The sequence below is a fragment of the Haladaptatus pallidirubidus genome, assembly GCF_020700235.1.
Classification (GTDB): domain Archaea; phylum Halobacteriota; class Halobacteria; order Halobacteriales; family Haladaptataceae; genus Haladaptatus; species Haladaptatus pallidirubidus.
The window spans coordinates 184962-208856 of record NZ_CP085305.1; the positions used below are offsets into that span (position 1 = coordinate 184962).

Below are 23895 nucleotides of genomic sequence, written 5' to 3' on the forward strand. Positions count from 1 at the left end.
TCGTCCTGTTTGCACGCACGGCCAGCATGGGAAGCCGTTGAGGCCGTTGCAGTCGCAGACTACTGGTTCGGCATTGTCTTCGTCCTTCGAAGGGAACGTTGACCGTGCCGTCGTCAGTCATGTTTTGACAACAACTATGTGTTTGCAGAAGATGTTGCGGTGAATTGTGATGGGACAGATAATATGCGCCAGAAAATAACTCCGAGTCCTCACGGCGGGGATTGGAGTAACGGCTGTGGCACAACCATCGACACGCTTATTCGACCACAAGAACGGATGTTTGAACGAGAGAACAGGTCGTATCGTAACCTGGCAAATATCCTACCTGCGATACGGGAAGCCCGGCGATTACGCCGGGAAGAATGTCATACATCGCTCTCAAACGGATGTAGTTTGCTTACGACGGACTCGGTGTCTGGATGTGAGAGAGGTACGCTGTGAGATCCGTCGTCGAGACCATCCCAATGACTCCCTCTGTTTCGTCCACGACCGGCATATGGTGGAAGCCATGCTTTATCATGGCGTCTGAGATATCGCGAACCGAATCCTGCGCCGTCGCTGTAATCACGTCCGTGGTCATGTAGGTCTCGACGGGTGTCTCGTCCTTCGGTTGCCGTTCGGCGACAACTTTGACGAAATCGGTAGTAGTCAGTATCCCCTCAAGCTGGTTGTCGCTCCCGATGACGACGACCGAGCCGATATCGTTTTCGAGCATTTTCTGTGCCGCCTCTTCGACGAGCGTATCCGACGAAACGGTATGAAGGGCGGTAGACATGAGCTGGCCAACAAAAACATCTTCCATACATAATGTCACCTTGGAGTACCCATAAGCGTTGTCACCGTTTGGAGCTGAGTTAGTCGGGTTCTGTGCGGCATGACCGTTTGGGACACGGCGAAACGTCCGCCACTGGCAAATGAACTCTTTTTTGTAGATACGGAGTTCGAAGCGATCAGAGACGCGAATGCCGTACTCACCGTATCAAAGCGGGGCTTTTCTGAGTGAGGGTTGAGATGTCTTGAAGATCTGCCTGCGAAAATTACAACCGCTACGGACACGATTCACGGTGCCTTTCTGCCGTCTGCTGTGCGCTCTTCGAACAGTTTGAGTTGCTCTGCGTCTGTAAACGCATACTGACCGACAAGCATGACGCTCGTCATACTCGTGAGGCCGCCAGCGGCGAACAGCATCGCCATGATCACGAATTGGTATTCAGCGGCGTAAATCGGGTTCGCGCCCGCAAGGATCATCCCAGACATCATTCCCGGGATGTACACGACACCGAGGCTTTTCAGCGAATCCACCATCGGAATGAGTGACGCGCGAACGCTCGTCGTTACGTAGTCCGAAATCACCTTTCGGGGTGGTACCCCTAGCGCGAGGACGGCTTCGATTTCTGCTCGGTTCGACTCCACCTCTCCCTTGAATCGATCGAGAGCAAGCGAATTCGTTTTCATCGCATTCGCGATGATCATTCCCCCGACCGGAATGAGGTTCTGTACTGTTGCCTCGATCGCCCCTGCTGCTATCATCGTCACGATGACGATGCCCGCACCGAATGCAATTCCGACGAGTGAGACCCGGAAGACCGCTGGCACACCTGCTCCTCGATCCTTCGAAATCCAGGCCGCAATCCCGATCATGGCAGTGAGGACAAGTCCACTCCACGCGAGACGCACCGAAAAGAGAACGCCGATAACGGCACCCATCGCGATCACTTGTACGAATCCACGGACGAATGCTCGCCCCAATTCCGTTTCGAGATCGAGATGCCGGACGTAGGATAGCCCGAGGACGACCACTGCTAACAGAGACGCAACAGCAACCTGCGCGAGTCCCTTTACGACAGTGGGATCTCGAAATTGGTCGAGCAACATTACGAGATTACCTCCGAGACAGACCCGATAGATATGAGTTGGCCCGCTTCGAGTTGTGCGACGCGATCAGCGAGACGACGCGCTTGCGTCGTGTCGTGAGTCACGAGAATGGCTGTCAACCCCGACTCATGGATGGACTTCGTGAGTAGGGTTTCAACTCGTGACTCCGAGGTTGTATCGAGACTTGACGTTGGCTCGTCAAGGAGGAGAATTTCCGGGTCAGTAATCAGCGTCCGTGCGATAGCGACTCGTTGTGTTTCCCCGCCGGACAGCTCCGCCACGTCTCGACGTCCGTACTCCGCAAGATCCATCCGGGCAAGTAACTCCTCAACACGGTCCTCGGACACTGGTTCCTCTCGAAGTCGAGGGCCGATCGTGACGTTGTCGAAGACAGTGCCGTCACGGAGCGCAGGCGTTTGAGGAACATACCCGACACGGTGTCGCAGTTCCCGTGGCGGCAGCTCTCGATAGTCTCTTCCATCCAGATAGACAGTGCCCTCATTCGGTTCATCGAGGCGGTTGAGCAGTCGGAGAAGCGTCGATTTCCCCGCCCCAGACGGCCCCAAAATTGCGAGAACCTCGCGTTCGTGAACGCGAAAAGAGACGGAATCGACGATTCGATGCCCGTCTATGACTCGTGAGAGGGATTGTGCCTCGAATTTTATGCTCATCTGGTTCATACTAATGTTCGATCGGTATTTGATTCCTGTCTCGGTGGTTCGGTGAGACTGACTCTGCTCGTCAATTACTTAAGAACGGCGTCGGGATCGAACGATACGTCCTTCCTGATTATTTTGAGTATTGAATGGTGGCACTGATTTCTTATACCTTCTCTGCATTCGGAAGCAGCGCTTTCGATCCAATTTATCAGTTTGTTCAGTTGTTGCGGTTATAGAAGGGGTGTATTTAGCACGCGTCCCCTCTCATTCGTTGTGATTATTTGGTTACTCGTCTCACACATACACTCGGCGTGATGCGTGGCCGAGAGGTTGAGAGAACGCACCACCCCGTCATATCGAGCGGGTTAAACGCTTTGCACACCATTGAGGAAGATGGGAGTTCGGAGAGGTTGATCGTGTTCCGGATACGAGACATTTCGATAAGTTCGTCAGGAAGCATCCGATAAGTTTCCGCACTTTGAGACAGAAAAAGACGATGTGTTGGTGGAGCGTGTAGGTCGTTCCATGAACTTCCGGGAGTATCGAATCACGGCTCGCCATGCCAAGTGGAAAGCTTGCTCAACGAATTGGTTCAATCACGATTTCGGGATGGCCTACATTCGGTCAAACTACTGGCCAATCCTACAAATATCCGAGAATTTCGATAGAGTCGTTAATTCTTATATTTTTTGTTCTGTTGCTCACCGCCAGATATCCAACTGAAATGCATCCCCGGCGTCAGCAATAATCCACGCATCGTCTTTCGTGATATCTGCGATTATCGCAATATCGGTACGCTTTTTATCGTGATCCGCGTCAATTACGAAGACGATATTGGATGTGTCTTTGCTCTTATCCCACTCGTCATATGATGTATCTATCATTGAAATGTCGAACTGTTTTATTAATTTATTATCTCGCCGACAACCATATTTTCTTGTCTTCACTGATGCAGCTACTAAAGGCGAACTCAGACAAGTCCTCAATTCCCACCGAATGTTGCTCCGAAATATAAATAAATTTATTTATAATATATTATAATTTTCGAGCGTGAGGAGATTGTGACGAGATGGGGACGTCAGTAGTTATCACCGCGTGTAGTTGAGAACAGACTATGCCCCCTCTGTGATTTCGAGAAATATCTGCGAGATCGAATCTCAGCGGCTATGTCGGTCGAGCAGGCGTTCCCGAACGACAAGTAAACTCGGCAACACCGTGACACAGCTTACGAATGCGAAGACGATGCTCAACCCGGTTACGATACCGAACCGCTGGAGCGGGGGGGAAAGCGCGAGTGCGAGGACACCGAAGCCCGCTGCTGTCGTCGCCGCACTCCCCAATAAAGCACCACCAGTCCCCGTGACGGCAGTCACAAGCGACGCCTCAAGCGACTCCTGGTCGGCATACTCGTCAACGAATCGTTCACCGAGGTGGATGCTGTAATCGACCCCGAGCCCGATGGCGAGACTAGTGATAACGACGGTCTCGCTATTGAACGAGATGTCGAGTATTGCCATTGTACCGAGTAACCACGCGAGTGCAAGGAGCACGGGGACGAGCAGCACGACTGCGAGCCCCGGTGCGCGGTACCGCCACCAGTACAGTCCGAGCAGGAACACCAGGATAACTCCTAGCGTTACAGCGAATCCCTGAACGAGCGTCTCAAATAGGGCGCTCTGGACGACGGCGGTGATGATTGGTTCCCCCGTTGCGACGGCGGTAACCGGTGCAGTTGCTTCAATATCGGTCGCGACCTGTTGCACGTCACCGGCAATCGACTGGGCAGATGCATCACGTTGCACACCGATAATTAACCTGGCAGACACGTACGACCCGTTATGGGAACGATACAGCACGGACGACACCCGCTCTGGTGCGGCGTCGTACGCGAGGTCGTACACTCCGGCGACGTCCTCGTCAGGAAGTCCGTCACCATCTGAGTCCCGTGCGTCGATCGCGTCGGCGACGGTCTGGTTCTCGGCGGCAACGGAGCGAAGGACGGTCGCCGGTCCTTCGACGGCGGCGGTGCCGTCAGCCTGCATGGTGATCGTCCCGGAGCGGGCTGTGCTCAGCGACCGATCGCTTGTTGCGTCGAGCAGAGATGGGTCAGTCACATCCCCGCGTATCAGTATCTGTGCCTCTGACCCCTGCCCGCGCTGCCGGAAGTTGTCGCTCAGGTACTTGAAATTCTCGCGTATGTCGTACTCGGCTGGGGCAAAGGGTTCCGGGAGCGACTCTGTTAACGCGGGAGCGTCTTCTGGAAGGAAGTCCGCCTGATTGAACTCCGTATCCAACCCAGTCGCACCATAGGCACCTGCGGATGCCACCAATAGTCCCACTACGAAGATAGCGATTGGGGCTCGGTACGAAATGGTTGCGGTGTGCGAAAGAACGTTGCTTATCGATCCTGATCCGACTCCGAAGGCGGACTTGCGCCGATCCCAACCAATGCGGGCGAGAAGTCGCTCGACTTCGAGTTTTGTGGCCGGAAACAGCGTGGCGAAGACGACGAACATCGCGATGATGCCAGCGGCGCTCAGGAGAGCAAAGTCTTGAATCGAGCCAAGCGGACTGACATAGTTTGAGAAGAACCCGATTCCGGTTGTGAACGCAGCAGCCGCTAGCGCGACGACAACTCCCCCTATCGCCAATCGCATGGCAGCAGTCGGATTTTGCGAGCCACCAGACTTGGTAGCGCTTTCAAGATCACCCGTTCGGGCCTCGCGGTAGCGCATGACGACGTGGAGCGAGTAGTCGATACTCAGTCCGATAAGTAGGAACGGGACGGCGATGAGAATCGAACTGGATGGAATGCCAAGCCAGCCCTGGATTCCTTGAAGCCAGACCATTACCACGCCGATTCCGAATATGCTGATGAGCACGTCGACCACGTCGCGGTAAGCGATACTGAGGACGACGAGCAGGAGGACGAGCGCGACCGGGGTGATAATGAGGAAGCTATCGCCGATAGCCTGCGAGGACGCTTCATCAACAATGCCCTGCCCGAAGACGAACGCGTCGTCGAAGCGCTCGTCGACGAGCGCTTCGATAGTAACCTGCGCGTCGTATGTTTCCTGTGGCGTTTCACTAGAGCCACCAGTTTCTGGGGAGTGGAAGACGAGTGTCAGTCTCGCATCTGCGTTCGTCTTTCCAAGTTGGTAGTCAGACGGTAAGAATGCAGTCGGGTCACGACCGGGCGTAGTTGCATTCGGATCGAGGGCTCGCGCGAGGAGTGTGTCGACTTCCCCGGATGAGTGCGATTCGAGTGCTGCGATTTGTTGGTCAAGGGTCGGTGATTGCTCGGTCCGACTCATCGGAGCAGAGTCGTGTGTGGTGTTTGCGGCCGCCTGATCTTGGAAGTAGGCCGCGGTCGCAACGATGTTTTCGAGCCCGACCATCTCGGACTCGTCTTTGAGTGTCGATTCGATAGACTCATTCTCACGAATCGCCTGCTGGAGGCGGAGACTCCGCAGCAACGACTCCTTAGTGAGGACGTCGCCCCCTTCCTGTCTGACGACGATCTGTGTGACTATCGCATCGTCAGTTTCGTACGTCGACTCGATTTGGTTGAGCGTCGTTTGTTCCTCGGAGTCGATGCTCGCCTGCCCAATCGCGCTGTCCGGACTAGTGCCGACCACCGCGCCAGCACCGACGATCACCGTGAGCACGAGTAGCATAGCGATGACGAGTCTGCTCTGTTCGATAAGTGTGTTCGCGTACCGCTGCGGGAGATTTCGCTTCATACGTTATCACTCCCTCCGGGTATCTTGAGTGAGTCTGGAATCGAATCGACGAACCGACGTTGTAGAGGTGCTCATCACTACAGCCTCTGTATGTGACTCATAAGGAACGATGGAGGACTCCCATGATGTGGGAATACCGCGAATTTGTCCCTTGCTCGTTAGGGGCGATCCGGATGTCTATTCGTCTAAACGGTCCTTTTATCGACAGAAAAGAGAGCGTTCGTGAGCGGTGCACTCCGTCGCAACACGAACCGGCTATGCAGTCCACTGGCTAGTGTCCGTAGAGTCCATATATCATGATGAGAAATCCTGTGCAGACGAAGAGACTTTCGTAAAGCATTCCTTGGACACTAGGAACACTGAAAAGATGATGGAGCACACCGACCAGAAACGTCCCGATCGTAATGACTATTAGACCTATTGCGAAGTACTGGAGACCCTCAATCTGCGTTCGTTGATACGCACGATACGCTAAGAGGGAGACGACGCCACCAAGTACAAGCGCTGCAAATTTGACAACTCCGAGGAAGATAATGAGACTCTCCGTCATGATTCTTCCTTCATTTCTGACCAGAACGTTGCCATCCGATCTTTTGCGTCCTCCTTTGGCCGATCAACGGAGACGGTAAATTCGTCGTCTCTGTCGATGCTGATTGAGATATTTGTGAAATCTAGCTCATAAAGTGTCGCATTTGGCCCGTCACGACGAACTTCAGTGTACTCCTTGACGAGGGATGACTCACGAAGTCGTTCAAGTTTTCGATATACTGTCGAACTCGCCAGGTTACATTTACTTTGGAGTTCAGACGCGGATTTCGGCTCGCGTAACGCCACGAGTATCGCTCTGCATTTATTGTCTTCGAGTGACTGCAGTACCACTGAAGCAGGTGGCTCATTCTCATCCGTAGCAGATTTCTGAACCGTATCAGTGGCTGTCTGCGTTGTGTGAGGCGTTGGAATTAGAGAAAGACGATTTCGATCAACATATTCATCAGTCATTTTGTAGTGTAGCACGTCGTTATCCGCGAATCGTCGGCCATGTAAACCGGTAGTTACCGTTGTCTTATAACCACGGTGATATAGTGCTACCGGGTGTTCCCAAATTGCTGGACTAGCAAGTAACCCGACACATGACTCCGGAGAACAGGATTGGACGGTTGGCTCGTCTCACGGTGTGCAGACCCAACTCTGCGCCAAAACAGAGCAATCAATGGGTCAATACTCTGTAAAGCATAGCGACTCGGATATTGACACCGCAATTTGAGCGTACGAGGTCGTATTGTCAGCGATTTCGCCGGAAGGTGCGCAGTTCTTGCAGATAGCGAGTTTCACGCGTGCAGTGCAACGTGGTAAGCGACTCATCGAAAATTAGTCATCACGGTAGTACCGCTCGGACAGTTCGAGGAACTGCCGTTTTTGCTCTGCCGCCCGCTTCACTCGAGGTCGAAGCGATCGAGGCTCATGACTTTGCCCCACACATCCACGAAGTCACGTACGAATTTCTCCTCTGCGTCGTCGGTTCCGTAGACTTCCGCGATGGCCCGAAGCCGGGAGTTCGAACCGAAGATGAGATCCACGCGGGTACCCGCCCACTCGATGTCGCCTGTTTCACGGTCGCGCAACTCGTAAATGTCTTGGGCTTCCGAGGCCGCTTCCCACTCCATGATGTCTTGGGAATCAGAGGACGCTTCCCACTCGTAGTCCATGTCGAGCAGTTTCACGAAGAAATCGTTGGAAAGCGTCTCCGGCCGGTCAGTGAAGACACCGAGGTCGGATCCCTGGTAGTTCGCGTTCAGCGCGCGCATGCCGCCAACCAGAACCGTCATCTCACCAGCCGTCAGCGTGAGGAGGTCAGCCTTGTCAACCAGCAACTCCTCCACCGATTGGTCGTGCTCGCCACCGAGGTAATTACGAAATCCGTCGGCTTTCGGTTCGAGCACTTCGAAGGACTCGACGTCGGTTTGCTCCTGCGAGGCGTCGGTACGGCCCGGTTCGAACGGAACGTCCACGTCGTACCCGGCATCCCTCGCGGCCTTCTCGACGGCGGCGCAACCGCCCAGAACGATCAGATCGGCGAGCGAGACTCTCGTCTCGTCGAATTGCGAGCTGTTGAAATCCTCCTGAATTTCTTCGAGGGTGTCCAGCACAGTCGCCAGCTGCTCCGGCTCGTTCACCTCCCAGTTCTTCTGCGGTTCGAGGCGGATGCGGGCCCCGTTCGCTCCACCGCGCTTGTCGCTGTCGCGGTACGTCGATGCCGACGCCCAGGCGGTCTTGACCAGTTGGGAGACGGATAGTTCCGAAGCGTGGATCGTCTCCTTGAGCTCGGCGATCTCTTCGTCCCCGATCAGTTCGTGGTCAACGTCAGGGATGGGATCCTGCCAGAGCATATCTTCGTCCGGAACCTCCGGGCCGAGGAACCGAATCGGCGGGCCCATGTCTCGGTGGATCAGCTTGTACCACGCCTTCGCGAAGGCGTCCTGGAACTCCTTTGGGTTCTCCTGGAAGCGCTCGATGATCTCCCGATAGTCCGGATCCCGCTTCAGCGCGATGTCCGTCGTCAGCATCATAGGATCTTGCTTCTCCGACGAAACGTGAGCGTCCGGGACGGTGTCTCGAAGCTCCTCGTCCGTCGGCGCCCACTGCCACGCACCGCCAGGACCTTTCTCCGGTTCCCACTCGTAGTCGAGCAGGTTGTTGAGGTAGCCCATGTCCCACTGGGTCGGCGCGGAGGTCCACGGCCCCTCTATCCCACTGGTAATTGTGTCGGAACCTTTGCCGGAGCCGTGGCTGCTCGTCCAGCCGAGGCCCTGCTCGTCGATGGAGGCCGCTTCGGGCTCGGGACCGAGGTTGTCGCCGGAGTCAGCACCGTGGACTTTCCCGAACGTGTGTCCGGCGGCGATGAGCGCGGCCGTTTCCTCGTCGTTCATCGCCATCCGACCGAACGATTCTCGAATGTTCTCCGCCGACCCGATCGGATCCGGTTCACCGTCCGGTCCCTCCGGATTCACGTAGATGAGCCCCATCACAGTGGCGGCGAGCGGCTCCTCGAGTTCCCCGTCGTCGAAGCGCTCGGACGCCTCCCACTCGTCCTCGGGCCCCCAATCGACGGCCTCGTCGGGCTCGAAGGCGTCCTCGCGCCCGCCGGCGAAGCCGAACGTTTCGAATCCCATCGACTCCAGGGCGACGTTCCCGGTCAGAACCAGCAGGTCGGCCCACGAGAGTTTGCGGCCGTACTTCTGCTTGACCGGCCAAAGCAGTCGGCGCGCCTTGTCAAGGTTCGCGTTGTCGGGCCAACTGTTGAGGGGCGCAAACCGTTGGGTACCGCCGGACGCGCCGCCGCGGCCATCGCTGGTGCGGTAGGTGCCGGCACTGTGCCACGCCATTCGAATGAAGAGCGGCCCGTAGTGGCCGTAGTCAGCCGGCCACCACTCCTGCGACGTCGTCATTACCTCTTCGATGTCCGCCTTTACGGCGTCGAGGTCGAGTGTCTTGAACTCCTCGGCGTAGTCGAACTCCTCGCCCATCGGATCGACCTGGCGAGCGTTCTGATCAAGGATCTTCAAGTTCAACTGATTCGGCCACCAATCTTGGTCGGATCTACTCATAATAGAACAATTGCTGCTTTAGTGTGTTAAGATTGTCTAATTTGGTGCTGGAGTCTTCTCTGTATCTCGCCAAAATTATATAAGTAATGGTATCTATATCGGCGATTAATTCGTGCCCTCTCTATCGCACAATCGCTGAAAGCCGCCGCTTTCGGAGGATGTCAGCAATACTTCCAGGGAATTCGGTCTGACTTCGGCTATTTTATCGACATTCATTCACAGCAAGAGCGTGATACGCCTGAAAACGAACGCCGCAGAGATGTACATCTCTTCTTTGGAAACGATTGGCTCCCCGTTGGGTCGGTATCGCTCGGATATCTTGCGTAGAGCGTTACAATAATCGCGGGTGCTCCGATAACGAGAGAGGCCACTCCAAACGTGCCGTGCACGTATGGGCCGAGACTTGCGACCACCGCAACGAGAAACACCGTTGGGCCATTGCGAGCGCTAGTCGTTTCCCGATCGTGATAGGCAGTGTGTTCAGGCTTTCTCTTCTTCGCGGTTCCCCGCGAGATCCTCAATACCCCTGATGACTCCCGTGCGAACGTTGAGAGTGTTGCTAAAGGGAATAGCACGATTACTGGATTACTTAGTTTACCAACCGCAGGACCACTAAACAGGAACGTACTCCCGCCAAGATAGGGGGCAAGGACATTGTCGACTCCAGTTAATTCCTCAAAGAACGACGTGTATATCCCGGGTACAACGAGATTCACGACCGGAATGGCCGACGCCAACATCGGGAGCATAAACGCGAGTACACTAGCAATAGCGAAAAGGGCAAAACTGAAGACGAGTACCATCCGAGGAGCGGCTTCTCCGCGTGGAATGGGTCGGTCGGAATTGTTGATTATCTTCAGTTTCGTTTGCGTGCCGATTTCGTCGCTTGTTCGTCTGGTTCATCATTGTCTGATTTCCTCGTTAAATTAGGTTCTCTAGATGCGATGAGCTTTCAGTGAATCTGTGTAGACATGTAAGTAGTTGTACGTATAGCGGTAACGCTTTAGTACGATGCCTCATATACAGCTCAAAATCAATGCCGCGGCGTCACAGGATCAACTAGCCGCCGTATCTACCGAGTTCCCAGACGAGGTATTCAAAATTTTACTTTCGCTCGGAGAAGAACGCGAGATTACTCAATCATCGATGAACTGTGCAGCCTTGACCGGCTCACTGCCGATGTCATTTTTCATCGTTAAACGAAACTTCAAATGGTCCATCATCGGGGTCTCTCTGGGGGAGAATTGGCCCAGTTGCAGCGGTTCGTCGAGTAAGCGTTGCCGTCCGAAGAATATACGCTGCGAGCAAGATGAGTGGAACAAACACGAGAGTTGCAAGGAATGATGCTACATAGGAGAGGCACATGACAGTGATTGTCGCACCACCGATGTCACCGTAGAGAACAGCGATGAGGACTGCAGCAAGCACCGCTGGTATACCGCAGTAGATAGTCAATTGTGAGAATCGAGTGAGCTCTCGTTGCAGATATATCGTCTTAAAATGCTCCTGTGCAATGTTGAATAACTGAAGTAGTTCAATCAAATCATCGAATTTTGGATAGTTTCTTCCGAGAGCGAGGGAACGTCGTTACGGAGATGTTTTGCTGCATAGAGTTGCCATACGTCATCGTACTTGATCGCTGTGGTGAGCGTATAGAATGCGGTTTCCTCGGTCTGATCCAGCGACTCGTGGATTTGCTCTGTGCTATCTGCAACGCTATTAGCAAACCGGACTGCCCGAGTTTGAGATCCATCGTCATCATGGTCGTCCAAAGCGGTGGCAAGGGTATTGGCGCGGTGGTGGATAGCTGTAGCAAGCAATGTGAGAAGCCGGGAGGGAGCTGTTGGGGCCGCCGGTACACTCGTTGCATCCTCGATATCTTTCCGGAATTGTAGCACGCCTTCGAGACGGTCTCGGAAATCGCCAGCAGGAGAGAATTCTTGTGAGAGAATGAATTGATTAACTGAAACAACGAGAGTGACAAGTGAGAATGTACCAGCAATCATCCCACTCGCCATTCGCGTGACCGAATCTTCATTCGTAAATGCAATCACGCCGAAACGAGAGAAGATGAGTAATAGCGCGAAAACTATTGTGGAGCCACCGATCGTGATGATCAGTCGATTTCCCTCGACCAATATCCATTCTACAATTCGATTTCGTGATACCGGTCGTTGAGCGAGATCTGTGCTGGTTGACTCTGTTGTTCTATCATTCCCGGTAGAGCCCATATTCGAGAAACGGGACGACAGCATAAAGAACATATGCATAGGATATAAGTTAAAGTACAACTAATTTTTGATACTCATATTGTGCCGAGCAAATCTAAGAAAAACGCACCTATCTACTGTCGAAAAGCTATATTGGAATGCATGCTGTCCATCCATTCGAGTACAATGACTGACAGTGAACACGGTAGTGGGGCGAGTCACGGATGAGAGTTTGCTCTCAACAGTTCTCCCGGCGGTTCTTTCTAACTTCAGTCGGTATCGGAACGACGGCTATTCTCGGTGGCTGTGCCAGCACGGATGACGATCCGCGCTACACTCGCGCTGAAGTTACCAACGCTTCCGGCAAACCGCGAACGGCAAACGAGTTGGTCGCAGCAGAAGCGATCGCGCAACAAAGTCCGGATGAGAATGCGAGTTCGATTAACTCGCTCACACTCAACTCTCATGAGTTTGTTGTCAAAGACAGCTACAAGGGACCAACGGTGCAGGGTACTGTTCGCAATACGGGTGGGGATCTTCTCGCTTACGCCGAGGTACGTGTCCGTGTCTACGATGATACGGGCGCTCAGCTTGAACTCTATCTCGATAGTACGAGCGATCTTAGTGCCGAAACGGCATGGCAGTTTGAGGTTGTCCTTCTCACGTCGGTTAACAAGATCGCAAGCTACGACATCGCTCTGTTCGGTATCCCTGGGTAATCTCTACTCGCAATCTGCGCTGTGGGTTGGCTATATCCAGCAAGCGAAGCCAAGAACTATCCCGGTTAGGCTGTAGGTATAAACCCAATGATTTCCACGAACAACAGCAATCCAACTGTAATGCTAGCTATACCAGCCAGGATTCTTAGCTTCCGCGTCTGACCGATTGCTTGCCCCCATGTCCAAGAGGCGGCCCCCATCGCAATCACACTTGCAATCGAGAAGCCAACCAGGAAAGCGACACCACCAGCAACTGTAGGGGATGCTGCTGCAAGGGCAACAACAACGCCACCACTTCCAGCGAGTCCGTGTACGATTCCAACGGCCAGTGACCCTCCGTTCCCATGTGAGTGAAGAAATCCCATCTGTGCGTTACCTATTGTCATATGGGTGTGGCCACTATCCGGGTTATCTTTGCCACCATGCATGTGTCTTAGAATCGTAATTCCAAGCGCCTTGCGCCCAGCAAGAACTCGAAGGCCAAGAATGACAAGAATAACGGCGACGAGGAGTTCGAATGCCGTTGCAACACCGCTCGGGATCTGCAAATCCAACGTAAGGAAGATCGCACCTAGGAAGACGATTGGCAAGGAATGACCAATTCCCCAGGTTGCACCCGTGGTTGCCGGGCGTCGTTCACCTTCGATAAGCGTGGCCACAGCAGCAACGTGGTCGGCTTCGAAAGCGTGTCTGGCTCCAAAGGCACCTCCAATCAGAAATCCCGTACCGATTCCTTCGACGAGTAATGAAATTCCAACCATGGGTGTTCTGTTATACGCAAGGTGAAAGTACCTTCTGAGTCCGTTCAATACCAGCCGCTTCGTGAAGACAGCAGGCATCCACCTTAGTGGGGCCACTGGTACCTCACTATCGACGCTCAGCCGGTTTCTTTGCCCTGCCCCGGTAGAGGAGGGCTCTCGAAACTCCTTGCCGTTGCTGGCTGTCCTCCGCTGTCTCACGGTCCTTGTTGAATCATGCTACTCGTCACTTAGTCTCCGGGGGTGGATCACCCTTGAGACCATCTCGTCTTAGTGGCAGCCATCCTCTTCACCCGTCGAATTGGGTAGTAAGGCGATATTCCTTAGGGTCTTGGTTAGAAGGGATGTGCCGTGTCACAGGTCTCTCGGTCGGGTGACGGAGGAAATCAGAAAGCTATTCACACGAGTTGTCAGGTACGGTTCAATAATGTTAACCCCAGTCAGGTTCGGAACCGAAAGGGAGATTTACGAGACTCGACGGTGCATCTGTGTTTTGATTCGTCACAAGAGGGGAGGTGAACCAGATGTCGAAATCGAATGACGAGATAGCAACCAAAATCTCAAATCTCATCTCACGGAGCACGTTAGTTATTATCGGTCTTTTAGTGCTCTTTATTCCGGTCATATTACTCGTTATTATGGTCGGTTTTCTCTCACTTGCACAAGGTATTGTCCTTGCAGAACTCTCGGTAGTAGAGATAATTGAGTTATATCTCCTTGAAGTGCTGGTTTTTGCTAGTTTCGCGTATCTTCTCTATCGACTCCTGCTAACGGCGATCGAGAAGCGGCTTCCGGGGGCGCTCAATGCGCTAGAAACTTCAAATAAGACCAGCGATATCGATGAAACCCATCAAGAATCGAATCAAGGTAGTTTTGAGGGTAAACAAGACTAAGAAGAGATACGAATAGTAGCGTGATAGCTAAAGGTGAATACGATATGTCGTAGTGATTTCTTCCTCCTCGCAAGCCGAGTGACGCATGGTGGAGAAGAGTATATTGCATTGCGAGCGCGAAGTCGTCGGCGATACGTTTCGGTTATTGTGCCTGCTGGTTTCGTTATTCTCTCGACAGTTCGTTCAACACTTCCTGATGACTACCTGGACTGGCATCTCGCTTCCTACCCCTTCTACTGGACACTCAAACAGCTATCGAGTAACCGGTTGATCCCCTGTTCATTTACGGGATCTTCAATTTGTTTCCCCAAATCATATCGCTCAAACTCATCAATATCCGCATTGACCTCCTTCCGCACCTAAAGTCGCGGGAGGAGGCCATTGGAGAATGCGGTGCGATGGATTACCAGCTCGAGCAGAGGGCGTTAATATGCATTGGAAAAATACGATATTAACACAATCCAATCAAATCCGAGAAGCAATCATAACAAAAAACATCGTTTCCGGAGATGAAATAATAATTGGTCTTCTGATAACAGATACTGCATTTCCGGAGAGATTTTCTCCTCTGACTCCTCTGAGTACTCGGTTTCATACCTATAGTTGTCATCCTATTTTTCCATAAGTATTGGCTCGAATCACGTTTTCAAGGGAAGATGGAAAACGAAGATACCCTATTGCCGGGGTTGCTATCGTCCCTCAAGCTGGCATTCGTTGATGTGCGCACCCTAGTTATCAATTGAAGAATTCGAACTGCGGTTTGGATCACTTCTAGCGCAAATTTCTCGTACGATCGCTCACTTCGTGCTCTCCGCTCACCTAAGTATGAGTTCATCTACACATCCAATGGGAATTGAGAACTGTACGACGTTGTAAAGATCCTGATGAAACTCGCTATCTAATGGGTGGAGGACTCGCAACCGAAGTGGAGTTGGAAACAGATTCCCCCTTATCCTTACTTTCCACGGTATCGAAGGGGCGATTTCGCAATCTGGGTGATCTGTGAATTACGAAAGTGATAAATGATAAAAAATCATATCCGGAATCGAATTATCGCTTTCATATGCAAGTAGAAGCGTTAGCAGTACTCTAGGCCTCTATTACGGTGATGACCAATATCGCCCTCATTGTATTAGACACCCTCCGAAAGGACGCTTTTGATGCAGAATTTGATTGGCTTCCTGGGAAGCGGTTTGACAATGCGTGGTCAACCGCGAAATGGACGATGCCCGCGCATGCATCTCTCTTCACAGGAAAATATGCGAGCGAAATCGGCGTCCACGCAAAATCAGAAGGGTTCGATTGTCCAGAGCTAGCACTAGCAGAATGTCTTCAGCAAGCCGGATACACGACACGGGCGTTTAGTGCAAATCTAATAGTATCGCCTGTTTTCGGGTTCGATAGAGGTTTTGACACGTTCGAGGGTACGTGGCGAATTAACGTCAACAGTAAAAATCTCAAGGGGTGGAAAGAAATTCTCGAAACCAATCAGAGTTCCACCGGATTGGAGCGATATACGGATGTTCTACGACGAGCATTCGCTGGTCAATATCGAATCCGAGCCTCAATCAAGCGAGGCATGAGAAATCGATCTCACGATCTAGTAGGCAAACGAACTGACGATGGTGCAGCGAAATTCCTTGAAATGACTCAGAAAACCGAGTTTGGAGATAACGAATTCTTGTTTGCAAACCTCATGGAAGCTCATGCTCCATATACACCACCAAATGGAACTACTGAGGCTTCGTCCTATGACGAAGTAGCCGCTACGCTCACGGATAACGAGCCCGACAAAGAACATATTCGTAAAGCGTATGACGAAGCAGTTCATTACCTTGCAGATCAATATCAGCGGATCTTTGCCGAGTTAAAGCAGGACTTTGATTATGTGATCACGATGGGTGATCACGGCGAATTATTCGGTGAGCATGGCGGCTGGCGGCATTTACATGGAGTGTATCCAGAACTTGCTCATATTCCGGTTGTAATCTCAGGTTCTGACTGCAAAGGAATGTGTACCAAGACAACGAGCATTCTTGACGTCCATCGAACGATTCTCGAACTTGCTGACGTCGATGCTCCGTCCCGAGGACAGCATTTACTAAGTGAAATTACGGATCAACCACGATTAGTTGAGTATGAAGGTCTTCGATCCGCGCGAATTCGAATGATGCAGAAGGCTGGCTATTCCAGTTCACTTATCGAGACGTATGATACGCCACTCATTGGTATTGCGCTTCCTCGTACGTATTATGGCTATGAGACACGAGATGGCTGGGAAGAAAGCGGCTCCCCGGCTGTTTCTGACCCGCAAAAATCACTCGAGGAGTGCCGACAAACGTTGGATGTTCGAGAAGCTACAAATGATACCGTCGAGATAGCTGATGCGGTAAAACAACAACTCAAGGATTTAGGATATGCGTGAGAGAATTAGATTTCCGACCGAGCTAAGGTGGTCAGGAATAGAGACGACCTGTTTCCCCGTATGAATCTATAGCAACGGCATAATTGTCTAGGGATAACTGATAACTTAACCGGCGACTCTCCGCACCAAGGAAAAACCGACGACTTCGAGCGGTTCCCAGAGAGATGGTCTCTTTGAATAGCGGTGAGACCTACCATAGCAATACGAAGATCTCTGTCTGTCATTTGGATCGAATTCTGTCCTTTTGTCTATTTAGCCACTGATTCTAAGAGGATCGCTCTTCTTAGAATAAGCAATGAAACTAGGTCTCGAATTGGAATATTGGGTGGTTGATGATTCGGGAGCGCTAGTCGGTGCAGATGAGCTCCTTGATATCCATGAGGCGGTCGTCCCTGAGCTTATCGACCCAATGATCGAGATCCAACTCCCACCGGCGGACGGGCTGACGGAATTGCGCCAAAATCTCATTACGATCCTCGAAACCGTATTAGCACGAGCATCCGACCTTGACAAACATCTCGTTCCGCTCGCCACCCCACTAACTGAACACCAGTTCCCGATCACTAGCGATCGAGGAAAACTGCTGCAGCGAATATACGGTGACGAGATCAAATACGCAAAAAATTGTGCAGGGACGCATATCCACTTCGATAAAGGAAGCGTTGTTGACCAACTCAACCTCTTGACAGCACTGGATCCAGCGATCGCACTCGTTAGTTCTTCACCGTATTACGATGGTGTGTTAATGGGAATGGATGCCCGTGCACTCTCGTACCGTACCCATTCGACCGAACTGTTGACTCGGTATCGGGATCTCTGGCCATATGCAAAGACGACCGAGGAGTGGGATGAGCGTCTCGCCCAGATGTATGAAACGCTGAAACTACAGGCTGAACAGCTCGATATTCCAGAAGTCGAATTTACGCACTTCATTCAACAGGAAGACGTTGTTCTCACCCCTGTTCGATTACGGGAAGAAACGCCAACGGTTGAGTGGCGGGCACCCGATGTTGCACTTCCGAGTCAGATCCTCCAATTCGTGAGCGATATTTCGATGTTGATGTCATTAACGGAGGAAAAATCGGTGAATATCGGTACTCCAGGGATTCGTCTGGAGGAGATTGGAATTCCGCCGTTTGGAGAACTTCGCGCAATCACTGCAACTGCGATGAACGACGGGCTTTCCGAACGAGTCTGTCAATACCTCGCCGCCATGCGATTTGATATTAATCAGTACGAACCATTGGCCGAAGAAATCGCCGGAGAATATCGGCTTTCGGTAGCTGATGCACGAAAGATTCGGTTAGAATACGCTAACCGATTACGGGAAGATGTTGAAACCCTCCTTTACTGAGTGTAATATTATTTCACAAAAAGGTGTGAAACATGAAAAATAAAACGACAGTAAGTGATTAATGCCACATAGAGTAACACCTCGGTGCAAATGAGCACGTAAATGTGCGAGAAGGGCCGAAACTACCATACAAAATGCTCGCAAAGCAACAGTATGATTGAAAAACAAACTTCGATAGAGAGTGCTGACGTAGAGTCTCGATTTGTCGGCTGTGTTTCTTGTTCGACTATTCTGGATCTTACCGAGTCACATCCCGTGATCATTCAAAAAAAGACAAACGAATTAGATGAAGAGATCATGATTTCATATCATTTTTGTTCAGGTGATTGCCGTGGTCAGTGGAAGCGTGAAAACGGGTATGATTCCGATAGTGTTGCTTATTGATTAAGAAAGAGTTGCGGAATTCACAAGGCTAATCTTGCGAATCGTACGGCTCTGCGATGTTTGCCAACGTTTCACCCATTATGATCGTTGCTTCTTGCGTCAGTACATATAAGAGCCCATTTCGATCTGCACGAACCGTTTGAAGTGGCTCATACGTGGTTGGATCGTACAACGTTCCGAGAAATGTACCATTTTCAACGGACGATCCGACGGTAATATCTGGAGTCGAGCGAAAGAGACCGGATTCTGAGGCGACAATTCGCCCGAGATGGTTTCGTGCAAGCGTCTGCGGCCCGGTATCGACCGGTGGTTCATCAAGAATATCGAGATGTCGTAATACGTTTAGAATGCCAGTGAGGCCGATTTCGACGGCATCTTCGATGATTTGCTTACTGTACGCCAATTCCGGTGTGATGCTTGGGATACCTTCTTCAACAGCAGCGACGCGAAGCTTCCCGCCGAAGCTTCGTCGATGCCACTCTTCGCTTGCCGCTGTGTGTGCCTGTTCGGTGAGTAAAAGCCCTGTTCCAAAGACGCGTCCAAGCTCAATTGAGTCAGCATGCCCATCAAGGGCAACGACATGAGGAAGCATGTTTGGACTCCCTGTGTGCAAGTCGATGATTACGTCCGCTTGCCGAGCATGTTTCCAGAGGCGCGCCGCCATCCGTTCATGGACACTTCCATTCTCCTTGCCTGGCCAGACACGGTTCATATTTGGATTGACTGGATCCAATTGTTCAGGAGTAATATACGAAACATGGTCAAACGTAATCGGGTCTGCAACCGGAACAGCAATTACTCGCCCAGCGAGATCCACATCGATAATCTGATCGTGAAGACGACGAAGGACTTCTGCACCGTTTACTTCCCGACCGTGTTGTGCGGCTTGTATATACACCGTTGGTCCATTCTCGGAACCAGTATAGGTGTGAATGGTCGTTTTAATTTGTGTCCCAGAGGGCAACCGCGCAAGTGTTTCATTTGTGGCTGTGTGTGTACTTTCATCCATAATCGTACCATTACACGCGTGGAAGCGAGAACTCTCTTCCGGCTACCCTGCTGGGTGAAAGTGATATTTAAATGTATTTTATAATCGTTATCTCGTAGTCCTCCGACATATGATCTCACTAAATTCGTGCCTTAAACGCGAATTAATGTTTATGAATTTGCACGATACTGGATGGTCATACGTGTTATCGAGTAATGACTCCGTCCATTCTATAGCTTGACGGTGACTGCCGTGACATGATTATCATGGTGTCGACAAAGAATTCATGACTACGACAATTGTGGACGAATCTCCCCTAATATACCTTTACGTCCAAATGATGCTCTTCATCGGATGAATAAAGGAAAGGAAAAGAGGGAAATGAGCACATAGTAGTAATGACAAATCCCTCGTTTTACTGGTTTCTTTCCTCTGAGGAAACCATGTTTTTTAGAGGTTAATTGATAGTTGTTTCTTGTTATACGTTACCACCTCACACTCTAAAAGAGGGTTGGAACCGGTATAAGGATATGGTTTGCGAATTCAACGAAGTTCAACACCGACAATTGGTTCATATATCGACCATGTGTGCGGTTTTGCGATGCGGGCAGAAAATATAGTCTCCACCACCATCTGTCGTTTCGTAGTGTTCATAGCTGATCTTTCTCTCTGCCAATTAAACCACATAATCCCGATGTTTTTGGAGAAGGTGATAACTCACACATATGCACTATTCTACATTATTTATTGACAAATCTGTGATGGAAGCCACTTACTCTTCACTTGCCCGGGTAACGTCAACGGCATAGTGCTGGAGTACATCCCGTCCGAGAAGTACGGGATGTGACATGTGGCTTCGGTCGGTGAGGTTCGCCGTCACCGTGTACCAGTCGCCTTTGATTCCGAGAACGATGTCGACGAGTGGTCGAGTCGTCGGCGTTTTCGATAATCCAGATCTTACCCGCGTTCGTTGTTTGAGTGGGCCAACACCAAGTTTCGCGGCTAATCCGAGATCGATACTTGTCCGAGTTGCGCCCGTATCCGATTTAGCAACGACCGTCTCTGAACCGTGGACACCACTTACTGTAATTCGTTCCGTGTATCCGATCAGAAGCGGTTCACGATGGATATTTTGGGTTGGCTGAGGAGTACACGCTGGCATAGAATCATCGAGTTGTGCTGCAAGAGACGTCACTCGATCGTCATCAACTTCACCACCGACGCGCTCAATTGCTAGTTTGGCGATGTATGGAGCGGGATTGAGACCAGTGGACCGAAAGAATCCTCGAAAACCTGCCGTCGGGTTGACTTCGAGCACGTACCAACCGTTAGGGCTACCAACGATATCAACTCCTGCGTAATCAAGACCCACAGCATTCATCGCATCACATGCCATCTCCCGGACGTTCGGTGGGAGATCGTCCGTTGCGTCCTCTACTGCACCGCCTTGTGCAACGTTAGTTCGAAACTCACCTTCTGACGCGGTTCGTTTCATCGCCCCCAGGACGTTTTCGCCCACAACATACACGCGATAATCGAAATGGCGGTTACCCGATGTTTTGATGAACTCTTGTAAAAATGCTTGTCGATTGCCGACCTTTGGTTGGACTGGATTCGACGTATCGATAAGCCACGTTCCACCACCATGCGTTCCAATTGCCGACTTGTAGACAGCATGGTTTGCAAACTCGGAACGTGCAGTATTGAGGTGAGTTGGGTCAAGTCCGAGGATTGCATTCGGAATTGGAATCTCTTCAGCATGAAGTGCGGATGCAGTCGCGAACTTATGTACTGCTCGTAGCACGGCACACGGCGGATTGAGAACTGGTCGACATCCATCATAGATGCAGGCGAGTCCAAGTGCCTCGGTGGGTTGATCGGTATTCGAGACAAGTAGACGATTGACGACAACATCAATGTCTGGTTCAAGAACAAACTCGTCCCCCTGAACGCGAGCTATCGTGTTTTCCCGGCGAAGCCACTCCGTCCCAAACCCGAGCATATCAACTGCGTTGAGAATCGCTTTCGTCTCCTTACTGTTGTGCAGACTTAATACCCCGACCGTCAATTCAGAATTGGTGCTCGTCATTTCGTCCTTCTATGTTCTCTTACCGAGAAACTGTACCGGTATCACTATCCGTACAAATTCTAAATAACATAATACAAATAAAGGGAAATATTCGGGTGAAATGATGAGTTGTTTACTAAGGAACATTTTTACGGACAGAATCCATCGCATTACTAGATCACAACACCGATGAAACGAGCGACGACGATACTCTTGGAGCTGTATGTGAGTCGGCATTTCCGGCGATGACCGTTCGCCGGGTGGTGGATACACTTAGGATTAAGCGGCCAACTGCACATGGGCGGCTTAAGGAGTTGCATGAGGATAGTGGTGGAGCGGGAAAAATTGAGTCCACGGATGGTTCTCTGGTGGATCTCCGACGAATGGGTGTGCTAGACACGCAAGAGGCTACGCCTCCCGCGTCTGTTGGGAGAGAGCGGTGTCCTCGTAGTTAGTGAACCGCGTGAGCTTCCCATCCTGCACGTCACACACGTGGGCGAACGGGAGTTCGAACGGTGTCCCCGCTTTGGATGTGCCCGTGAATACACCTTCCACGACGACGGTGTCACTGCCGTCGATAAAACGGTTCGGAGTGACCGTGAAGTCGTCGTATTCCTCGAGTGCCGGGATGAATACGTGCGTTCGCACATCGTCGGGTGTCTGGTAGGTGCCGCCGAAGAGGGGGTCCCCCTCGGGTTCGACCCACGTCACATCGTCGGCCATGCTGGCCAGAACAGTGTCGAGATCGCCCTGATTGAACGCGTCGTAAATTCCCCGGACAAGTTCAACGTTGTCGGTTGCTGTAGCTGCCATACTTACTCCCCACAGTACCTGACGCTCCCAAATACGATAACAGTTCAGTAATGCAACCAGATACGAGGGGGGTGAGGGTAACACACGACGGTTGGGTTCTGCATCCCTAGGAGATGCGAAACCGCGAATGCACACAGACGGAACACTCCTCACTGAGCCTCTGGATTGCCGCCACACGTGCTGTTGTTGGCGCGCTCGGCCAGAAGTCTCATGGTGGGACTCCTGCGCCTAAAGTCGCGGGAATCCCATGCTGGGATTCCAGGCCGTATCGGACGGCCTGAAGGTTTCAAGACTCATACTCCCCAAGCGTCAACTGCTGGGCTTTAGCGTCGGCGTGGGTGTCTTGCAGGACGGTTAAACATCCCCCCATCCTCGGCCGAGTCATCGCCATCCCTGTGTTCTCCTGCATAGCTCTCGCTACAGAGGTAGCGGTACTCTTGCCTATTGGTACATACTTGGTACCGGCTGGTCTATGTATCGTGATTGTCCCGCTTGATCATCTTGAGTGACTTGTTGGTACTGTGCAGCAACTTGCTCAAGCTTTTCTTGGATTGCATCTGCTTGTTGATCGAGTTCTGGCGTTTCGATATCAAAGTTAACCAAGGGTTCAACACCATCTTCAATCAATGATTGTGCAGCGATTGGATCTGGGTAGAAGGGATTCGCTTGGACGATGAGTACAATGGTCGGGATCCCAGATTGATAGAAATCGTCCGCAAGCGCGCCTGTGACGCCACCAACAAGTCCGGGGGAAGTAGCGAGTGGAATATTCGCGGCGGTTAATTTGTCTTTGAGTGCAGCTGTTGTTGCAACTCCCTGTATGTCGCCCACTTCAGATTCTGATCGTGCGGGTGCGCCAACCAAAAACACCGCACGCTCAAATTTGGTCATAATCTCCTTTCGTAGGCAGCTTCCGAGCGCTCGATAACTCGTCGGAGGGAGGACGACATCGCTCTGCAGTGTGAGTACGGGCGGCGTTTCACCAGCGTATACTCGGACAGGATCCTGTATTTGGCCCTTCGTAAATGATGTCACCGGAGGAAACAGATCAGAGTGAAGTGATCCGTGATGGCTCAGTCCAAGCTGTTGGGTGATTTGGTTCACTGCAATTGCTGCAACCAGGCCGTGTCCTGGCAGTCCTTCGATAAACGTCCCAGTTCCGATTTTCTGATCAGTGATTGCTTTGAATCTGACTGTCTCTATTGGTCTACTCATTCACCTCACTAAGGGATCATCGGTAATCGATGTTCCCGTTTTCACCAGTTTGACTGGGAATAATTCAATATAATCACGCAACTCGATTTCGGCAATACCAGTCAACCGATGCCAGACTTCAAGCTTACTCGAAATCCGATGGAGGCAGCTTATCGGTTGATAACTCTCCACTTCTCCTTGTAATGG

General features: G+C 51.6%; 21 protein-coding genes and 2 pseudogenes. 6 read left to right on the plus strand and 17 right to left on the minus strand.

Annotation, left to right across the window (positions count from 1 at the left end; translation table 11 throughout):
- Positions 1 to 162 precede the first annotated feature (162 nt).
- Positions 163 to 308: pseudogene (locus LIX15_RS33865) on the plus strand (RNA-guided endonuclease TnpB family protein); the annotation flags it as partial.
- Between the two features lie 89 nt (positions 309 to 397).
- Here LIX15_RS33865 and LIX15_RS27785 read toward each other — a convergent pair.
- From LIX15_RS27785 to LIX15_RS33490, 12 genes and pseudogenes are all read right to left on the minus strand, one after another.
- Positions 398 to 802 (minus strand): CBS domain-containing protein, encoded by a 405-nt coding sequence (locus LIX15_RS27785; protein ID WP_227778467.1) that lies wholly within the window; start codon positions 800 to 802, stop codon positions 398 to 400.
- Between the two features lie 257 nt (positions 803 to 1059).
- Positions 1060 to 1875, minus strand: coding sequence for an ABC transporter permease (locus LIX15_RS27790; protein WP_227778468.1), 816 nt, complete (start codon positions 1873 to 1875; stop codon positions 1060 to 1062).
- Complete coding sequence (locus tag LIX15_RS27795; protein WP_227778469.1) at positions 1875 to 2546, minus strand: ABC transporter ATP-binding protein; 672 nt, start codon at positions 2544 to 2546, stop codon at positions 1875 to 1877. The genes LIX15_RS27790 and LIX15_RS27795 overlap by 1 nt, the downstream gene beginning before the upstream one ends.
- Before the next feature lie 292 nt (positions 2547 to 2838).
- Positions 2839 to 3130, minus strand: a pseudogene (locus LIX15_RS27800) (IS5/IS1182 family transposase); the annotation flags it as partial.
- A gap of 105 nt (positions 3131 to 3235) precedes the next feature.
- The gene (locus LIX15_RS27805) at positions 3236 to 3418 is read right to left on the minus strand and encodes a DUF7556 family protein (RefSeq protein ID WP_227778470.1); all 183 of its coding nucleotides are present in this window, start codon (positions 3416 to 3418) and stop codon (positions 3236 to 3238) included.
- 273 nt (positions 3419 to 3691) lie between these two features.
- Positions 3692 to 6277, minus strand: coding sequence for an efflux RND transporter permease subunit (locus LIX15_RS27810; RefSeq protein WP_227778471.1), 2586 nt, complete (start codon positions 6275 to 6277; stop codon positions 3692 to 3694).
- A gap of 271 nt (positions 6278 to 6548) precedes the next feature.
- Complete coding sequence (locus LIX15_RS27815) at positions 6549 to 6827, minus strand: DUF7521 family protein (RefSeq protein ID WP_227778472.1); 279 nt, start codon at positions 6825 to 6827, stop codon at positions 6549 to 6551.
- Complete coding sequence (locus LIX15_RS27820) at positions 6824 to 7276, minus strand: winged helix-turn-helix domain-containing protein (protein ID WP_227778473.1); 453 nt, start codon at positions 7274 to 7276, stop codon at positions 6824 to 6826. The genes LIX15_RS27815 and LIX15_RS27820 overlap by 4 nt, the downstream gene beginning before the upstream one ends.
- A gap of 434 nt (positions 7277 to 7710) precedes the next feature.
- Complete coding sequence (gene katG, locus LIX15_RS27825; protein WP_227778474.1) at positions 7711 to 9882, minus strand: catalase/peroxidase HPI; 2172 nt, start codon at positions 9880 to 9882, stop codon at positions 7711 to 7713.
- A 212-nt stretch (positions 9883 to 10094) separates the two neighbouring features.
- Positions 10095 to 10760 (minus strand): UbiA family prenyltransferase, encoded by a 666-nt coding sequence (locus LIX15_RS33485; RefSeq protein ID WP_227778526.1) that lies wholly within the window; start codon positions 10758 to 10760, stop codon positions 10095 to 10097.
- Positions 10761 to 11064: 304 nt separating this feature from the next.
- Positions 11065 to 11424 carry a DUF7972 family membrane protein gene (locus LIX15_RS34065; RefSeq protein ID WP_486327121.1) on the minus strand — a complete coding sequence of 120 codons (360 nt, stop codon included), beginning with the start codon at positions 11422 to 11424 and terminating at the stop codon, positions 11065 to 11067.
- The gene (locus tag LIX15_RS33490; RefSeq protein ID WP_497007445.1) at positions 11421 to 12152 is read right to left on the minus strand and encodes a DUF7972 family membrane protein; all 732 of its coding nucleotides are present in this window, start codon (positions 12150 to 12152) and stop codon (positions 11421 to 11423) included. Before LIX15_RS33490 ends, LIX15_RS34065 begins: the two co-directional genes overlap by 4 nt.
- 164 nt (positions 12153 to 12316) lie before the next feature.
- Between LIX15_RS33490 and LIX15_RS27840 the strand changes: the two genes are divergently transcribed.
- On the plus strand, positions 12317 to 12811 hold the full coding sequence (locus tag LIX15_RS27840; RefSeq protein ID WP_227778475.1) for an FxLYD domain-containing protein: 495 nt from the start codon (positions 12317 to 12319) through the stop codon (positions 12809 to 12811).
- Between the two features lie 65 nt (positions 12812 to 12876).
- Here LIX15_RS27840 and LIX15_RS27845 read toward each other — a convergent pair whose 3' ends face one another.
- Positions 12877 to 13572 (minus strand): HoxN/HupN/NixA family nickel/cobalt transporter, encoded by a 696-nt coding sequence (locus tag LIX15_RS27845; protein ID WP_227778476.1) that lies wholly within the window; start codon positions 13570 to 13572, stop codon positions 12877 to 12879.
- Between the two features lie 521 nt (positions 13573 to 14093).
- Here LIX15_RS27845 and LIX15_RS27850 point away from each other — a divergent pair.
- From LIX15_RS27850 to LIX15_RS27865, 4 genes are all read left to right on the plus strand, one after another.
- Entirely contained in the window at positions 14094 to 14462 is a 369-nt protein-coding gene (locus LIX15_RS27850; RefSeq protein ID WP_227778477.1) for a hypothetical protein, read from the plus strand.
- 1108 nt (positions 14463 to 15570) lie between these two features.
- Positions 15571 to 16887, plus strand: a complete 1317-nt coding sequence (locus LIX15_RS27855; protein WP_227778478.1) for a sulfatase-like hydrolase/transferase — start codon at positions 15571 to 15573, stop codon at positions 16885 to 16887.
- Positions 16888 to 17212: 325 nt separating this feature from the next.
- Complete coding sequence (locus LIX15_RS27860) at positions 17213 to 18241, plus strand: glutamate--cysteine ligase family protein (RefSeq protein WP_486327119.1); 1029 nt, start codon at positions 17213 to 17215, stop codon at positions 18239 to 18241.
- Positions 18242 to 18394: 153 nt separating this feature from the next.
- Entirely contained in the window at positions 18395 to 18625 is a 231-nt protein-coding gene (locus tag LIX15_RS27865) for a DUF7576 family protein (RefSeq protein WP_227778480.1), read from the plus strand.
- A 28-nt stretch (positions 18626 to 18653) separates the two neighbouring features.
- Here LIX15_RS27865 and LIX15_RS27870 read toward each other — a convergent pair whose 3' ends face one another.
- The 4 genes from LIX15_RS27870 to LIX15_RS27885 form a co-directional block, all read right to left on the minus strand.
- Positions 18654 to 19634 (minus strand): succinylglutamate desuccinylase/aspartoacylase family protein, encoded by a 981-nt coding sequence (locus tag LIX15_RS27870; RefSeq protein ID WP_227778481.1) that lies wholly within the window; start codon positions 19632 to 19634, stop codon positions 18654 to 18656.
- A 751-nt stretch (positions 19635 to 20385) separates the two neighbouring features.
- The gene (locus tag LIX15_RS27875; RefSeq protein WP_227778482.1) at positions 20386 to 21702 is read right to left on the minus strand and encodes a RimK family alpha-L-glutamate ligase; all 1317 of its coding nucleotides are present in this window, start codon (positions 21700 to 21702) and stop codon (positions 20386 to 20388) included.
- Between the two features lie 387 nt (positions 21703 to 22089).
- Complete coding sequence (locus LIX15_RS27880) at positions 22090 to 22494, minus strand: nuclear transport factor 2 family protein (protein ID WP_227778483.1); 405 nt, start codon at positions 22492 to 22494, stop codon at positions 22090 to 22092.
- A gap of 441 nt (positions 22495 to 22935) precedes the next feature.
- Positions 22936 to 23709, minus strand: coding sequence for a proteasome assembly chaperone family protein (locus tag LIX15_RS27885; RefSeq protein WP_227778484.1), 774 nt, complete (start codon positions 23707 to 23709; stop codon positions 22936 to 22938).
- Positions 23710 to 23895 lie beyond the last annotated feature (186 nt).

Bases quoted from the DNA above. Each gene is read 5' to 3' on its own strand.
- LIX15_RS27870 (WP_227778481.1), bottom strand. From the start codon at position 19,634: ATGGATGAAAGTACACACACAGCCACAAATGAAACACTTGCGCGGTTG.
- LIX15_RS27810 (WP_227778471.1), bottom strand. From the start codon at position 6,277: ATGAAGCGAAATCTCCCGCAGCGGTACGCGAACACACTTATCGAACAG.
- katG (WP_227778474.1), bottom strand. From the start codon at position 9,882: ATGAGTAGATCCGACCAAGATTGGTGGCCGAATCAGTTGAACTTGAAG.
- LIX15_RS27880 (WP_227778483.1), bottom strand. From the start codon at position 22,494: ATGGCAGCTACAGCAACCGACAACGTTGAACTTGTCCGGGGAATTTAC.
- LIX15_RS33490 (WP_497007445.1), bottom strand. From the start codon at position 12,152: ATGCATATGTTCTTTATGCTGTCGTCCCGTTTCTCGAATATGGGCTCT.
- LIX15_RS27815 (WP_227778472.1), bottom strand. From the start codon at position 6,827: ATGACGGAGAGTCTCATTATCTTCCTCGGAGTTGTCAAATTTGCAGCG.
- LIX15_RS27785 (WP_227778467.1), bottom strand. From the start codon at position 802: ATGGAAGATGTTTTTGTTGGCCAGCTCATGTCTACCGCCCTTCATACC.
- LIX15_RS27790 (WP_227778468.1), bottom strand. From the start codon at position 1,875: ATGTTGCTCGACCAATTTCGAGATCCCACTGTCGTAAAGGGACTCGCG.
- LIX15_RS27840 (WP_227778475.1), top strand. From the start codon at position 12,317: ATGAGAGTTTGCTCTCAACAGTTCTCCCGGCGGTTCTTTCTAACTTCA.
- LIX15_RS27845 (WP_227778476.1), bottom strand. From the start codon at position 13,572: ATGGTTGGAATTTCATTACTCGTCGAAGGAATCGGTACGGGATTTCTG.
- LIX15_RS27820 (WP_227778473.1), bottom strand. From the start codon at position 7,276: ATGACTGATGAATATGTTGATCGAAATCGTCTTTCTCTAATTCCAACG.
- LIX15_RS27850 (WP_227778477.1), top strand. From the start codon at position 14,094: ATGTCGAAATCGAATGACGAGATAGCAACCAAAATCTCAAATCTCATC.
- LIX15_RS27875 (WP_227778482.1), bottom strand. From the start codon at position 21,702: ATGACGAGCACCAATTCTGAATTGACGGTCGGGGTATTAAGTCTGCAC.
- LIX15_RS27865 (WP_227778480.1), top strand. From the start codon at position 18,395: ATGATTGAAAAACAAACTTCGATAGAGAGTGCTGACGTAGAGTCTCGA.
- LIX15_RS27885 (WP_227778484.1), bottom strand. From the start codon at position 23,709: ATGAGTAGACCAATAGAGACAGTCAGATTCAAAGCAATCACTGATCAG.
- LIX15_RS27795 (WP_227778469.1), bottom strand. From the start codon at position 2,546: ATGAGCATAAAATTCGAGGCACAATCCCTCTCACGAGTCATAGACGGG.
- LIX15_RS27805 (WP_227778470.1), bottom strand. From the start codon at position 3,418: ATGATAGATACATCATATGACGAGTGGGATAAGAGCAAAGACACATCC.
- LIX15_RS27855 (WP_227778478.1), top strand. From the start codon at position 15,571: ATGACCAATATCGCCCTCATTGTATTAGACACCCTCCGAAAGGACGCT.